At 41.2% G+C, this 13,977-nt stretch carries 11 protein-coding genes; 3 read left to right on the top strand and 8 right to left on the bottom strand.

The window, feature by feature from the left end; all coding sequences use genetic code 11:
- Positions 1 to 63 precede the first annotated feature (63 nt).
- The 7 genes from BLS28_RS28820 to BLS28_RS28790 all read right to left on the bottom strand — a co-directional run bounded on the left by BLS28_RS28820 (position 64) and on the right by BLS28_RS28790 (position 8,913).
- Complete coding sequence (locus BLS28_RS28820) at positions 64 to 747, bottom strand: hypothetical protein (protein ID WP_091175929.1); 684 nt, start codon at positions 745 to 747, stop codon at positions 64 to 66.
- A gap of 259 nt (positions 748 to 1,006) precedes the next feature.
- Positions 1,007 to 2,164, bottom strand: coding sequence for an FAD-dependent oxidoreductase (locus BLS28_RS28815; RefSeq protein WP_091175926.1), 1,158 nt, complete (start codon positions 2,162 to 2,164; stop codon positions 1,007 to 1,009).
- Between the two features lie 30 nt (positions 2,165 to 2,194).
- Complete coding sequence (locus BLS28_RS28810; protein ID WP_091175924.1) at positions 2,195 to 2,950, bottom strand: helix-turn-helix domain-containing protein; 756 nt, start codon at positions 2,948 to 2,950, stop codon at positions 2,195 to 2,197.
- Positions 2,951 to 3,020: 70 nt separating this feature from the next.
- Positions 3,021 to 6,755 carry an ATP-binding protein gene (locus BLS28_RS28805; protein ID WP_091175922.1) on the bottom strand — a complete coding sequence of 1,245 codons (3,735 nt, stop codon included), beginning with the start codon at positions 6,753 to 6,755 and terminating at the stop codon, positions 3,021 to 3,023.
- Positions 6,756 to 6,838: 83 nt separating this feature from the next.
- Positions 6,839 to 7,726: an ACP S-malonyltransferase gene (gene fabD / locus BLS28_RS28800; RefSeq protein WP_091175920.1), complete on the bottom strand. Its 888-nt coding sequence runs from the start codon at positions 7,724 to 7,726 to the stop codon at positions 6,839 to 6,841.
- 119 nt (positions 7,727 to 7,845) lie between these two features.
- Positions 7,846 to 8,487 carry a GTP cyclohydrolase I FolE gene (folE, locus tag BLS28_RS28795; protein WP_091175918.1) on the bottom strand — a complete coding sequence of 214 codons (642 nt, stop codon included), beginning with the start codon at positions 8,485 to 8,487 and terminating at the stop codon, positions 7,846 to 7,848.
- Positions 8,488 to 8,496: 9 nt separating this feature from the next.
- Positions 8,497 to 8,913 (bottom strand): 6-pyruvoyl trahydropterin synthase family protein, encoded by a 417-nt coding sequence (locus tag BLS28_RS28790; protein WP_090534603.1) that lies wholly within the window; start codon positions 8,911 to 8,913, stop codon positions 8,497 to 8,499.
- 76 nt (positions 8,914 to 8,989) lie between these two features.
- On the opposite strand from BLS28_RS28790, the gene mqnB reads away from it, so the two are divergent.
- Positions 8,990 to 9,610, top strand: a complete 621-nt coding sequence (mqnB, locus tag BLS28_RS28785; RefSeq protein WP_091175916.1) for a futalosine hydrolase — start codon at positions 8,990 to 8,992, stop codon at positions 9,608 to 9,610.
- 10 nt (positions 9,611 to 9,620) lie between these two features.
- The gene (locus tag BLS28_RS28780) at positions 9,621 to 10,523 is read left to right on the top strand and encodes a menaquinone biosynthesis family protein (protein ID WP_091175913.1); all 903 of its coding nucleotides are present in this window, start codon (positions 9,621 to 9,623) and stop codon (positions 10,521 to 10,523) included.
- A gap of 84 nt (positions 10,524 to 10,607) precedes the next feature.
- Here the strand turns inward: BLS28_RS28780 and hflX are convergent, their stop codons facing one another.
- The gene (gene hflX, locus BLS28_RS28775; protein WP_091175910.1) at positions 10,608 to 11,792 is read right to left on the bottom strand and encodes a GTPase HflX; all 1,185 of its coding nucleotides are present in this window, start codon (positions 11,790 to 11,792) and stop codon (positions 10,608 to 10,610) included.
- A gap of 205 nt (positions 11,793 to 11,997) precedes the next feature.
- Here hflX and BLS28_RS28770 point away from each other — a divergent pair, with 205 nt between their 5' ends.
- The gene (locus tag BLS28_RS28770) at positions 11,998 to 13,977 is read left to right on the top strand and encodes a DUF3858 domain-containing protein (RefSeq protein WP_091175908.1); all 1,980 of its coding nucleotides are present in this window, start codon (positions 11,998 to 12,000) and stop codon (positions 13,975 to 13,977) included.

Here is a 13,977-nt window from a genome sequence, read left to right as displayed (position 1 = left end):
ACAGAAAGGGTTCGCTGATTGTGCGTTTCTCGAACCACTTATTGACAGGGACTGATCGATGAATTATTTAGTGAAAGAACTCCAATGCTTAGTCCAATAACGGCCTAAATCAAAATCGATATGCGGCCCTGTTGTAACCGGCGTATCACCATTTATGCGCACGTTCCATTTTTTTAGCAATATCTTTTTACCATTAAGTTTAAAAAAAGATAGTCCGTAACCATCCCGATATTTAATGTGCCCAATATTAATAATTTTCGAGTCAGCAATATAAAAGAGGTTACTACTCCAATTTCTTCCCATGCAACAATCTTCATATGAATAATAATATTTTGTCCTGGGTATTTCTCGAGCATTCGAACAATTGCCAGCTAACTTAAACCGTTTTGATTTTGGGTCATAAATAATCAGGTCTTGCTGGCCAGAATCCACAGCTATTAATTCTAATACTATATCCTTATATCCATCACTATTAAAATCCAGGAATTTAAAGCTTACAACTCCGCCATCTTTATAGGTGTAAACAATTTTACCGCTCTCATCTTTTATATAGAATTTAACTCCCCAATTGTCAATAATATTAACGGCAGTATATTTATTGCCATCTATAATTTCCGTTCCACGTTGTAAAACTGAATCTTTCTTTAAAACAGCTGAATTAAGGCTTTCCTCAGTTTTTGCACAGAGTTGTTGATAAGAATAATTTAGAGGTAAAGACAATAGCAAAAATTTACAGAGAAAGTTCATTAATGCAATTTAATCTAAAAGATCGGGGCATGACAGATATGAGCAAAAAAACCTCAATATTATTAATTACTACGGGAGTTCATTTGTCACAATAGACTAAACTTTTAAGAATCTCAAGGAACCAGTTCAAAAATTGCCCGGTAAAAGCTACTAAAGCCGCCATTTGTATACCAATGGCGGCTTTTTACTGATTTTCTTTGAAGGGTCTGGGCAGAACTTTAGATCGCACAGGCCTTTACTCCAATTCGTAGTTGTTTCCTTATTGTTTCTCCACGTGATTAAAAAATTCAGCCATTTGCGCCAAACCAGTTTTTGAAAACATTCTCTCCGAATTTTCCAGCGTGTCTTTTGTGGCTTTAGCTCCTCTTTCAACCATTTCTTTTTCAAAATGGGCAATCGCTTCTTTGATATCAGTAAATTGATTCCCGGTTAAACATTCGGCCAGTTCAAACGAATCCTGCAATGCCACATTAGCACCTTCGCCTGCATATGGTGGCATCCGGTGCGCGGCATCCCCAATCATTGTAAGGCTCTCATCCGTTTCCCAGCTTTGATTTAATGGAAAATAATATTGCGGGCGGGGAATGAAACAAACTGCATCATTTGTAAAAAACTCATGCCATTCATCGCTCCAGCTGGCAAAATCTTTCTTAAACCATTCAAAAACTTCCTCTCTGTTATTGAAATTAATGCCGCTTTGTTCCAGCCAGTTTTCGGGCGTTTTAAAATTCACCACAAACATAATTGAGCCATCAGCTTTTGTGCCATAACCTACAAATTGTCCGTCATCAAACGCCATTACTTTACCTCCCCTTGCAAAGGAAAAAAGTTTTGGGGTGTATTTTTCAGCATTGTAAATATTGCCTTCAATCAGCGTGATACCTGAGTAAACCGGTTCAACATCACTTAAATAAGGCCGCACTTTTGAATTGGCCCCGTCAGCCGCAATTACCAGATCGGCATAGGCATTCGATCCGTTTTTAAAAAACAAACGCCAGCCTTTTCTTTCTCTTTCCATTGAAATGAAATGGCTGTCCCATACCACGGTATCCTGCCGCAATGAGTTCAATAAAATATCCCGCAAAGGCGCACGGTCTATTTCGGGGCGGGTTTCTGCGGTAATAGTCGCAAAGTTGTGGTCATCAAAAGCAATATCGAGCATTCTGTCTACAAGCAGCATCTTACTTGCTACAGGACGGTGGTATTTATAAAATTTATCCAGCAAACCGCTCCGTTTCAGCGCTTCCAGTCCTGTGCCTTCGTGCAGGTCGAGCGTGGCACCCTGCACCCGTACATTTCTGTCTATATCCCGTTCATATACTTTTACATCTGCACCTTTAAGTTGTAAAAGCCTTGCTAAGGCCAACCCCGCCGGTCCGCCACCTACTATGGCAACCTGTTTATTATCTAATAACATAATTTTTCATCGTTTAATTACGATGCAAAATTATTTCTGCCTTATGGCTGATAATAGTATAAATCGGTCGTTTTTGTTTTTAGATAATTCTTTGGGCACAACGCCCGAAAACTTCTTCACTTCTTTGATAAAGTGGTTCTGGTCAAAAAAGTTCTCCTCCGGAAACAGCCGGCCGTCTGCAATATGCTCCAACGAGGCGCGGAAACGAAGAATATTGCAATAGGCTTTAAGTGAGATCCCGAATTGCTGATTAAAGTAGCGATTTATCTGCCTGCTGCTCCAAAACACTTTTCCGGAAAGCTCTTTAACCGTGATCGTCCCTTTCGTTACATAAATCAGTTCAAACAATTTCCGTTTACGTTCATCTATATCTTCCGGCATGAGCGATTTGATTTTTTGCGTTGCTTTTTCTACAAAGCAGTCAAAATCCAGCAGGTCGTTTTCGGTAAACCCCCAATAGCCATCTGGTAAGAACCTGCCACCGTTTACTATATTGGCAATGGCCTCTCCAAAAATATACTCAACGGCAAGCAATTTGAAGCTAATGCAGAATATTACGCTATTGGCCGAAACTTTGGCCTGTTCAAACTGGGTTAACCCTCCAAGCTGTGCAATACTAAAAGGCTGTGTAGCGGATTTAAAAAGCAATATATCAATAAGTCCGTCGGGTAACCCTGTTGTATCTTTATCGGCGTCAGATAGGTTACGTAAAAACCAAAAGCTATCAACAAAATCCGAAAGTGGTTTACCGGGCCTAACAATTCTGTATTCCAGGTTATTGCTCATAGCTTTTGTTAATTTGCTTTGTTGTATTGTAAATCCGCAGTTGATCAGTGATTTACCGGCGGTTTAACTATTAAGCAGCAGGTAAACTTAAATAAAATGTGGTTCCTGTACCCATAGTTGTTTCAAACCAAATTTTGCCGTTGGCATTTTCAATAGAGTTTTTGATGAATGCAAGGCCTAAACCCGTTCCGGAGCTTTTGGTGGTAAAGTTTGGCTCAAAGATCTTTTCACGCATCTCTTCCGGAATCCCGTTACCGTTATCTTTGATGGTAAGCAGGATGTTTTTGCTGGTTACCAGGTAATTGATATCTATGATGCACTTCCTGTCTTGAGGGGTGGCTTCAATAGCATTTTTCAACAGGTTATTAAAACAGCGCAATAGCTGGTCGCGATCGGCATTAATAATGAATGCACTTTCTGGTTGCAGATAGGTGATCTGCACGTTATCCATCTGTTTAAAAATGGTAACTGCCTGGTTTAACATATCAAAAATATTGATCTGCTCAATACGGGTATCCGGCATCTTGGCAAATGCCGAAAACTCCGACGCTATCGACGACAGGCTTTCAATCTGCTCTACAAATGACTTGCTGAAACGTTCAAATTTTTGATCAAACCTGGGATCTTTGTCCTTCCATGATTTATCAAGCAGTTGTAAGCCCAGTTTTAGCGGCGTTAGCGGGTTTTTGATTTCATGCGCAACCTGCTTGGCCATTTCGCGCCAGGCACTTTCGCGTTCGGATTGTGCCAGCCGCTGGGCACTGTTTTCAAGGGCCGATATCATTTTGTTATACTCCTTAACCAATGCGCCGATCTCGTCATCGCGCGACCATTTGATATGTTCGTTCTTTTTACCGTAGATGGTTTTGCTGAGGCTTTGTTGTATAAAGTTTAAGGGCGCGGTTATTTGCCTTGCTATAATAATGGCAAATAAGCCAATTGCTATAAAAACTATGGCGTAAACGTTTATCATCACATTAAGCAATGAGCTTATTCGCTCTCGGTAATCGGCTTCATTACTAAAATAAGGCAGCTGAATATAGGCAACCGTTTTGTTTGATGCAGTAAGGGTTACCGGGGCATAGGCCGCTTTATAGCTCAGTTCGCCAATTTTTTCATCGTTTACAAACTCGGTTTTTTGCAATTTGCTCAAAAAGATGAATGCACGGGCGTTCATCCGTTTTGCCACGAGGCCGTTTTCATAAATTTTAGGCTGAGTGGTTAATAAGGGAACACCATTGGTATCAAACAAAGTGAGATCGGTTGCGTAAGTATTGGCCAATTCATTGAAATGAACCTGGCTCTCCTCATTGAGATGCTCAACATACTGGGTAAAAAGGCCGTTTTCAAATGCCGATGCTATACGGGTTATTTTATCCCTGATCATTTTTTCCTGCTGGGTATAGTACTGGTTACTGATGGATAAAAAAGTAATAAAACCAACAAGCACCAAGGTAACCACTACGGCCAATATCATCGAGATCTGGATGCGGGTTTTATACAATACCTTATCAAAATTTATCCTGAAGTTTATCTTCAGTCCGTCTTCTGCTATGTTAAAGATTTTGATGCGGGCCCACGACCATTTTAAAGTGATGATAACCGCGCTGAATATCAGTATAACCACCAAAAAGAAGGTGAGCGAAGTAACCGCATAGTAAAGTGAGTTTTCCTCCCTGCTAACAACAATCAGGTTTCTTTCGCTGGGCCTGTATATCAGGTGATTGTATGTTGTAAAGCTTTCGTACCAGGCAGTGCTGCGGTTTTTCGTGGTTTTTTCGGTGTATTTTTTCAGGTCGCCTTTAAACTCCCTGTTATCAAGCGAGTAAACATAGGTGCCGCGCTGGCTCAGCAATTTGTTATCGCTATAAAAGGCGTATGAATAATCTTTAAAGTCATTTTCCGGGCTTATGTTGCCGTCAATCAATAACTCAGGGAAAGCACCTGATAATTGCAGCGGTTTTGATTTAAGTTCAATTACAATAGTGCCCAATTGCTTATTACTGGTATTTACAGGCAGTATGGCAAAGTAATTCTGATATCCGAATGATTCGTTTTCGCGGTAAAAATAGTCGGATACCTTAAATGAGCTATATAGTACGAGGTCTTTAAACACACTCAGCGAGTAGTTTTTATCTGCCGAGGTAGGTTCTTCATTGGCATCAAATTCATGAACTTTAAACTCGTACTTTGACAGGTAGCCATCAAAATACAGTTTTTGGAAACGGGTTTTAAGATAATCGCCGTTGTGCAGGCCGTTGGTAAAATAGCGTACTATGGCCGTATCCGTTATAATTTGGTTTTCTATCCTTTTAAAAATATAATCGGCCGTAGCATCATCCGGGATCTCCAGTTTTTGTACCAGGGCCCTCCGGGTTTCGTGCTCTTTCTGATCTTCAAAATGATTAAGCTTAATTGCTGCTATCAGGGCACAAACAAACACGATACCTAAAAACGATGTGGCAAAAAGCTGCTCTTTATAGTAAATAAAATTATAAGCCCTTATCAGTACCAACAGTGCCCACAATATGTAAAACAAAGTAAATTCATTATAATAGGTAAACACGGCGGTAGCTATGATAATTCCAGTCAAAAACAGGAATAACTGGTGCGTTCGGGGTACGTTAAGCTTCAGACATATAGTTAAAATGATTTCATTGAGCAGGTAAAATATCAAAAAGCTAAAACAGAGCATTAATACCCCCAATATGCTGAACCCCGTTAAGCTGAGTACATTGTTTACATCAAAATTGATTTTTGAGTTGATAACCAGGCCATGAAACAAACGCAATAATGATGTTGACACCCCTACAAGTGTTAAAATAGCAATAACCACAATAACATAGCCGGCAGTTTTGCTTTGCACATTGGTTAAAAACCTGCGGCGCTGCCTGTACACAAAGGCTACGAACCAAAAAATGACCAGAATATTGATACAAAAATCGCCCAGCGAAGGATAAACCAGGCTTGAGCCATAAAATGCCGGATTGAAAATGCTAAGCTTATAAGTAAAATCGGGCAGGTTATAATGCAGGTTAACAAACCTGAACAGCACAATATATAAAGCAAGGAATATGATAGATAATACCACATACCCTTTTGATGCCACGTAATTGCAAATATTATGCATCAGTACACAAAGCGTAATGGCGGTGAGTATCCAAAATGAAAGTTCATAGTAAACAAAATCATTATTGGCGTCATTATTTTTAAGCTTTACCGAAAACAGGTAATCATTATCGCTGCTATGAACTTCATAAACGTTGACATCTGTAAAATCGGCTATGTCAATATTATCATCGTCGAGCAGATCCCTGGCAAATTTGTTTTGAAGGTATTTATTCTGGAACGCATAATTGATCTTAACCGGAATAAAGAAGATAACCGAAAAATTCCCTTCCGTTTTCCGGAACGTTTCATAATACCCATTGGGCTGCTTAATAAAGGAATAACCATCTTTAATGGTATTGGTACTATCCGGCAATACCTTTATGCCGCTCCAAAAGCTTAATTTATTATTGGTTAAGGTTATAAACCAAATGCTGTTTTGGGTGGTGAAATTTTCAATAGCATTAATAGCGTCCTGCTCATTATTGCGCAGGTTCATCATCTTTTTAAAACGTTCGGTGCCGTTAAGCTGCTTATTTATAAACGCTTCTTTGTTATGGAGATTGTCTTCAAGTATCCGGGCAGACTGCACAAGGCTATTTACGGGCGTATATGTTTTTTGAACAATAACGGCCGTAAGCAGCAAACTAAGCCCTAAAAGGGCAAGCAATAGGCGTATTTTTCCGGAAGTAGTCAAGATGTTGCTATACTATGGATTTTTTGTTTAATACAAGCCTATAACAAAAATAAAAGCCACATGTTGTATGTGGCTTTTAAAAATTATTGCGGTAACGCGGCGCTTGCAGTTTCAACGGTTTTATCAACCTTTTTAACAAGGCCCTGCAGTACGTTACCCGGCCCTACTTCGGTAAATGAAGTGGCACCATCTTCAAGCATATGCATTACGGTTTGTGTCCACCTAACGGCACCGGTAAGCTGAGCTATCAGGTTGTGTTTAATCCGTTCAGGATCGGTATATGGCTTGGCATCTATGTTTTGATAGATGGGGCAAATGGGGGCTTTGATCTCGGTAGCCACAATCGCGGCCTCCAGTTCAACCCTCGCGGCCTCCATTAACGGCGAATGGAACGCTCCGCCTACTTTGAGCTTCAGGGCACGTTTTGCACCGGCTTCGGTCATCTTAATACAAGCCTCGTCAATACCGGCAATGGAGCCCGATATCACCAGCTGGCCAGGGCAGTTGTAATTTGCAGGCACAACAACCTCGCTTATGCGCTGGCAAATATCTTCTACAGTAAAATCATCCAGGCCTAAAATAGCGGCCATGGTTGATGGTTGTATTTCACAAGCTTTTTGCATAGCGTTGGCACGTGCTGCTACCAAACGCAAGCCATCTTCAAATGATAAAGCGCCTGCGGCTACCAGGGCCGAAAATTCACCCAGTGAGTGGCCCGCAACCATTTCGGGCTTAAAATCATCACCCAAAACTGTGGCCAAAATGGTTGAATGTAAGTAAATAGCAGGCTGGGTAACGTTGGTTTGCACCAGGTCATCGGCTGTGCCTTCAAACATTACATCAGTAATGCGGAAACCCAGGATTTCGTTGGCTTTTTCAAACAGCTCACGTGCTTTTTCTGATTGATTGTACAGGTCCTTGCCCATACCCGGAAACTGGGCGCCCTGGCCCGGGAAAATATATGCTTTCATTTTAGAGATTAGAGGTTAGTTAATTAGAGATTGGTTGTATACGATTAAAGGCGGGAATCTGATTAGGTTTTTAAAAACTAATCTCTGATCTCCAACCTCTAATCTCTCCCCAACGGGGCTTAACTTAACTTCGAACTTATCAAATTCAAAAACTCAGTCCTGGTTTTTTCTTTCAGGAACTCGCCGGTAAAGGCCGACGTGGTGGTTACCGAGTTTTGTTTTTGTACGCCGCGCATGCTCATGCACAGGTGGCGGCATTCAATTACCACACCAACGCCTACAGGGTTCAGTGTTTGCTGAATACAATCGCGGATCTCGTTTGTTAAACGTTCCTGCACCTGCAAACGGCGGGCGAAAACATCAACCACGCGTGGGATCTTGCTTAAACCAACCACATGTCCGTTAGGAATGTAGGCTACGTGCGCCTTGCCAAAAAAGGGTAGCATATGGTGCTCGCACATCGAATAAACTTCAATGTCTTTTACTACCACCATCTGGCTGTAATCTTCCTTGAATTTGGCCGAGTTCAGGATTTCTTCGGCATTAAGCTCGTAACCGTGGGTTAAATAAAGCATGGCTTTTGCAACGCGTTCGGGGGTTTTTAACAAACCCTCGCGTGCGGCATCTTCGCCTAATTGCTTTAGTACGTCTCGGTAGTTATCTTTCAAACTATCAATCCGGTCCTGGTTATAACGATCTATTTTAATGTATCCGCCGAAATCGTCATCGTCGGTATCCTGGCTAAATTGTGAGTCGCTCATTTTATAAAATTAACCGCCAAAATACTCGGCAGAATTATTTTCAGTTTCGTAAAGCTTAACCGAATGTAAAAACACACCCTCATAAGCTTCTATAGGTCCTTTTAACTGGTTAAAGATCTCAATGCAGAGCAACTCGGTCGATGCCATTTTGCCCGCCATAAAATCAACATCCTTGTTGATGTTTTTATGGTCAAGTTTTTCAATAACATACTCGTTGATTATAATTTTAAGCTCTTTTAAATCGATAAGATAACCGGTAGCGTGCGTGACTTCGCCCTTTACAGTTACAAACAGGTTGTAATTGTGACCATGCCAGTTGGGGTTGGCGCATTTGCCAAACACCTCAAAGTTTTTTTCAGCGCTCCATTCCTCACGGTACATCCGGTGAGCGGCATTAAAATGTTCCTTGCGCGTTATATGTATCATCATAACAAAAGTGGGTGCAAATATACAAAACAAAAACAGGGTAGTTGTTTTATATTAGCCGTCAAAATAATGCAATATGCTTATACTCATTGTTGCAGCTACCAAATTTGAGGTTGCCCCCCTCGTAAATCAATTGGGCAATAAGGTTGATGTACTGATAACCGGTGCAGGCATGGTACCAACAGCCTTTGGCATGGCCCGGCAATTAAGCAACCATACCTATGATCTTGTACTCAATCTTGGCATAGCAGGCAGTTTCGACCGTAATTTCAATTTAGGCGATGTGCTGGAAGTAACCGAAGATACCTTTGCTGAGCTTGGCGCACAGGATGACGAAGCTTTTATCCCCATTGATACGCTTGGCTTTGGCGAGAGTGTTTTTTTGCCCACAACATCGCTTGAGCAGGTTTATCCAAACTTTTTTCTGAAAAAGGCAAAGGCTATAACCGTTAATACGGTGCACGGCCACGAGCCATCCATCCAAAAAGTACAGCAACGGTTACACCCGCAATTGGAAAGTATGGAAGGTGCGGCTTTTTTTTACGCCTGCCGGCAGATGAACGTACCTGGCATGCAAATCAGGGCAGTGTCAAATTATGTTGAGAAACGTAATCGTGAGGCCTGGAACATTGGGCTGGCCATTAAAAATCTGAATACATTTGCCATCGACCTGGTGAACCAGATCATTAACAGTTAATACTACCCGCATGAAACTAACGCTCGGATTTTCGCCCTGCCCTAACGATACATTTATTTTTGATGCCCTCATCCATCATAAAATTGACACCGAAGGCCTGGAGTTTGAAGTATTTTATGATGATGTGGAAACGCTTAACCAAAAAGCCTTTCGCGGCGAATTGGACATTACCAAACTGAGCTATCACGCTTTTGCTTATGTAACTGACAAGTATGTACTGCTTGACTCGGGCAGCGCGCTGGGTTTTGGGGTTGGGCCTATGCTTATTTTCAACCCACCGGTAACGCGCTTTGTAAATGATGAGGATAAAGAAATATTTAAGGGAGAATCGGGCACAAGTGAAAAAGTTGATTTAGCGCCTATTGTTTCTAAATCCAAAATTGGGATCCCTGGAAAATATACAACCGCCAATTTCTTACTAAGCCTCGCGTTTCCGGAAGCAAATAACAAAACAGAAATTGTTTTTTCTGAAATAGAAAATTCTGTACTAAACGGAACCATTGATTTTGGATTGATCATCCACGAAAACAGGTTTACTTATCAGGACAGGGGACTGGCTAAATTAATCGACCTTGGCGATTACTGGGAAAAACGTACGGGTTGCGCTATACCGCTTGGGGGCATTGTAGCTAACCGTAATTTACCGCTGGATGTTCAGCATAAAATTAACCGGGTACTGCGTAAATCGGTTGAGTTTGCTTTTGCCAATCCAAAATCAGGCCTGGAGTTCATTAAACAACACGCCCAGGAAATGAGTGAAGAAGTGATGTACAAGCATATTGAACTTTATGTAAATCAATACTCAGTTGAGCTGGGGGAAGAAGGGCGTAAAGCTATTAACCTGATGTTTGATACCGCATTGGAGAAGGGCATTATACCGGAGGTGAAGCAGGGTATATTTTTGACTGATTAGTCTAACTGCATTGCTTCCAAAAACAAAAGAGGGACTCACCAAAAAGTGCGTCCCTCTTTTGTTTATATTATTTTCAACCAATTATCAATACAACAAAGCGTCATACGGATACCTTTCAGTATGTATAGCCTTCACTTCTTTATAAAGTAAGGCCCTAAACTCCTCCACATTTTCCTTTTTAGTTGCGGAGATAAATATGGCAGGAGCATTGTTTTTGGCCATCCAGCTTTGTTTAAAGTCTTCCAGTGTCAATGGTTCTTCCTGTTGCGGTAACTGGTGATCTTCGGGTTTAAAGGCATCTATCTTGTTAAATACAGTAATAATGCGTTTATCGATCGCACCTATATCTTTCAGGGTTTCGTTAACGGTACGGATCTGGTCTTCAAAATTGGGATGCGAAATATCCACTACATGGATCAGGATATCCGCCTCGCGGGTTTCATCAAGTGTTGATTTAAAACACTCAACCAAATGGTGCGGCAATTTGCGGATAAACCCTACCGTATCCGACATCAGGAAAGGCAGGTTCTCGATCACAACTTTCCTCACCGTAGTATCCAGTGTGGCAAACAGCTTATTCTCCGCAAACACTTCCGATTTAGCTATCATATTCATGATAGTTGATTTACCTACGTTGGTATAACCAACCAATGCTGTACGTACAAGTTGATGGCGATTTTTGCGCTGGGTCTCGTTCTGCTTGTCTATCTGCTTCAGTTTATCCTTAAGCAGCGAGATTTTATTCAGGATCAAACGACGGTCGGTTTCAATTTGCGACTCACCCGGGCCGCGCATACCAATACCACCTTTCTGGCGCTCCAGGTGGGTCCAGAGGCGGGTAAGGCGGGGCAGCAGGTATTGCAATTGCGCCAGTTCAACCTGGGTTTTGGCCTGCGCTGTTTGGGCACGGCTTGCAAAAATATCCAGGATGAGGTTATTCCGATCGAGGATCTTTACCTGCAGTTCGTTCTCAATATTACGCAATTGCGATGGCGAAAGGCCATCATCAAAAATAACTATATCAATTTCTTCTTCTTTAACGTAGGCTTTAATATCTTCCAGCTTACCTGAGCCAACAAAAGTTGCCCTGTCCGGGCGCTGTAGTTTTTGAGTGAAATGGCTCACCGTTAACGCTCCCGCGGTGCTGGCCAAAAACTCGAGCTCTTCCAGGTGCTCTTTCTCAATCTCGTCGGTTTCATTGGGGGTTATTACACCCACAAGTACCGCTTTTTCCTGCTTCACAGCAGTATCATAAAATTTTTGCTTCATTAATTACAGTATATCAATCAAAGTGCCAATTAAATAAATGTACGTAAACGGGGCTATGAAATAAAATTTTAATGTCAAAATAACATAAGCGGGAATAAATTCATGACACGAGCTTTTATTAAAAAATTAAATTAAAATGACTAAAAAAATTTGCTTTTAAATATTCCAACAATTGCTATTTTTGATTTGATTAAACCTCATCACGATGAACAGGCTCTTACTGCTGCTTGGAGCAGCCCTATTTGCGTTACCGGTAAACGCTCAAAAAACCGAAACCCCTTCTAAAGTTTTACCCTTTGGCAAAATTGAAATCGCGGACCTTGAGATGACCAAATGCGATTTTGAGCCCGATGCAAATGCCGAAGTCCTTTTTAACAAAGGCGATGTTTATTACGATAGTTCGTTTGACATTAGCGGCGAGTATCACAAAAGGATCAAGATTTTTAACGATAATGGTAAAGATGAAGCCAACATCCGTATTGAATATTACGGCGGTAACCGGCTGGAATATATTAACGATGTGCAAGCCGAAACCATTAACCTGGTTAACGGAAAGCCCGAAATAACCAAGCTGGATAAAAAACTTATCTATACCCAAGCCATTGATAAAGTACGCAGCGCTATTGTATTTTCAATGCCAAACGTTAAGGCAGGGTCAGTAATTGAATACAAGTATAAATATCATACTGTTTCGATAAGCAATTTCCCGTCGTGGGATTTTCAGCAAAAAATACCGGTGCGGTACAGCGAGTTGGATACGTCTATTCCCGATCTGTTGTATTTCCGCACGGTGAACCACGTTTGGATGCCTTATTCAAAAGCAACCCATGATTCAGAAGCCCGCACCATGCCCGGCACAAATCCTTTATCATATAATGATGAAAAAGATTTTAGGGTTATGGAAAACATCCCTTCGCTGCATGATGAGCCTTACATGCGCTCATATACCGACAATATCATGTCGTTACAGTTTAACCTTACTTCTGTAAAATCAAGCTATGGCTTTTACAAGTCATATTCAGATACCTGGGCTAAAGTGGGCGGTCTTATTGCCGATGATGAAGATTTTGGCGGCCAGTTAAAACGTAAATTAAAAGACGAAGAGCCCATTATCACCAAAGCCAAAACCTTTAAAACTGATGATGAAAAAATAGCTTACGTTTTTAACCAGGTAAAAACCCTCATGAAATGGGATGGAGTTGACCGCTGGTATACCAACGATGGTACTTACCGGGCATGGGAAAAGAAAACGGGCAATTCGGCCGAGGTTAATATTATTTTATACCACCTGCTTAAACAATCGGGCATTAAGGAAATCTACCCAATGATTGTGAGCACCCGCGAACACGGAAAAGTGAACCGCTTCAACACCTCGCTTTCGCAGTTTAACCGTGCAGTGGTTTATATTCCTGTTGATAGCACAAAAGAGTACATACTTGATGCTACAAACAAATACAATTTATATAATGAAACACCCGATATGCTATTGAATTCATCGGGTTTGTATATCGATAAGCAGGCCAACGCTTACGATATGCTTTATATTACAAAAGCAGCTCCGGCCAGGCAGGTGGTTATGATCAATGCCGACATTAAGGCGGATAGCAAAATGACCGGAACTGCAGATATCAGCAGCTTCAGCTACCACAAAATAAGCAGTGTTGAACGCTATAAAACCGATGGTGAAAAAAAATATATCGACTACATAAAGGCCAACGACAATAACCTTAAAATATCGTCATTAAAAATGAAGGATATGGAGTCAGATACCCTGCCACTGGTACAAAATATAGCTTTTGACCTGGAGCTCACCGGTTCCGACGGAACATATATATATTTTAACCCCAACCTTTTTACCCCTATACGTACCAACCCTTTCCTGAGCGAAAAGCGCGCTACTGATATTGATTTTGGGCATCGTAACAGGTATGAGATAAACGGTACCTACAAAATTCCGGCAGGTTATAAAGTTGATGCGCTGCCAAAAAGCATACGCATGGTTATGCCCGATCAAAGTATAAGCCTTAAACGTTTTATTGCCGAACAGGGCGGAATGATTGTAGTGCGATATGTTATATCATACGAAAAGGCTTTTTACGAAAAAGAAAGTTATCCTGAGCTGAGAGAGTTCTACAAACAAATGCAGGATATGCTTACTGAGCAGATAGTACTTAAAAAAGCCTGA

The organism is Mucilaginibacter gossypii, assembly GCF_900100945.1.
GTDB classification, from domain to species: domain Bacteria; phylum Bacteroidota; class Bacteroidia; order Sphingobacteriales; family Sphingobacteriaceae; genus Mucilaginibacter; species Mucilaginibacter gossypii.
This window is presented reverse-complemented; position numbering and strand designations above follow the sequence as displayed.

Bases quoted from the DNA above. Each gene is read 5' to 3' on its own strand.
- fabD (WP_091175920.1), bottom strand. From the start codon at position 7,726: ATGAAAGCATATATTTTCCCGGGCCAGGGCGCCCAGTTTCCGGGTATG.
- BLS28_RS28810 (WP_091175924.1), bottom strand. From the start codon at position 2,950: ATGAGCAATAACCTGGAATACAGAATTGTTAGGCCCGGTAAACCACTT.
- folE (WP_091175918.1), bottom strand. From the start codon at position 8,487: ATGAGCGACTCACAATTTAGCCAGGATACCGACGATGACGATTTCGGC.
- mqnB (WP_091175916.1), top strand. From the start codon at position 8,990: ATGCTTATACTCATTGTTGCAGCTACCAAATTTGAGGTTGCCCCCCTC.
- BLS28_RS28770 (WP_091175908.1), top strand. From the start codon at position 11,998: ATGAACAGGCTCTTACTGCTGCTTGGAGCAGCCCTATTTGCGTTACCG.
- hflX (WP_091175910.1), bottom strand. From the start codon at position 11,792: ATGAAGCAAAAATTTTATGATACTGCTGTGAAGCAGGAAAAAGCGGTA.
- BLS28_RS28790 (WP_090534603.1), bottom strand. From the start codon at position 8,913: ATGATACATATAACGCGCAAGGAACATTTTAATGCCGCTCACCGGATG.
- BLS28_RS28780 (WP_091175913.1), top strand. From the start codon at position 9,621: ATGAAACTAACGCTCGGATTTTCGCCCTGCCCTAACGATACATTTATT.
- BLS28_RS28815 (WP_091175926.1), bottom strand. From the start codon at position 2,164: ATGTTATTAGATAATAAACAGGTTGCCATAGTAGGTGGCGGACCGGCG.
- BLS28_RS28820 (WP_091175929.1), bottom strand. From the start codon at position 747: ATGAACTTTCTCTGTAAATTTTTGCTATTGTCTTTACCTCTAAATTAT.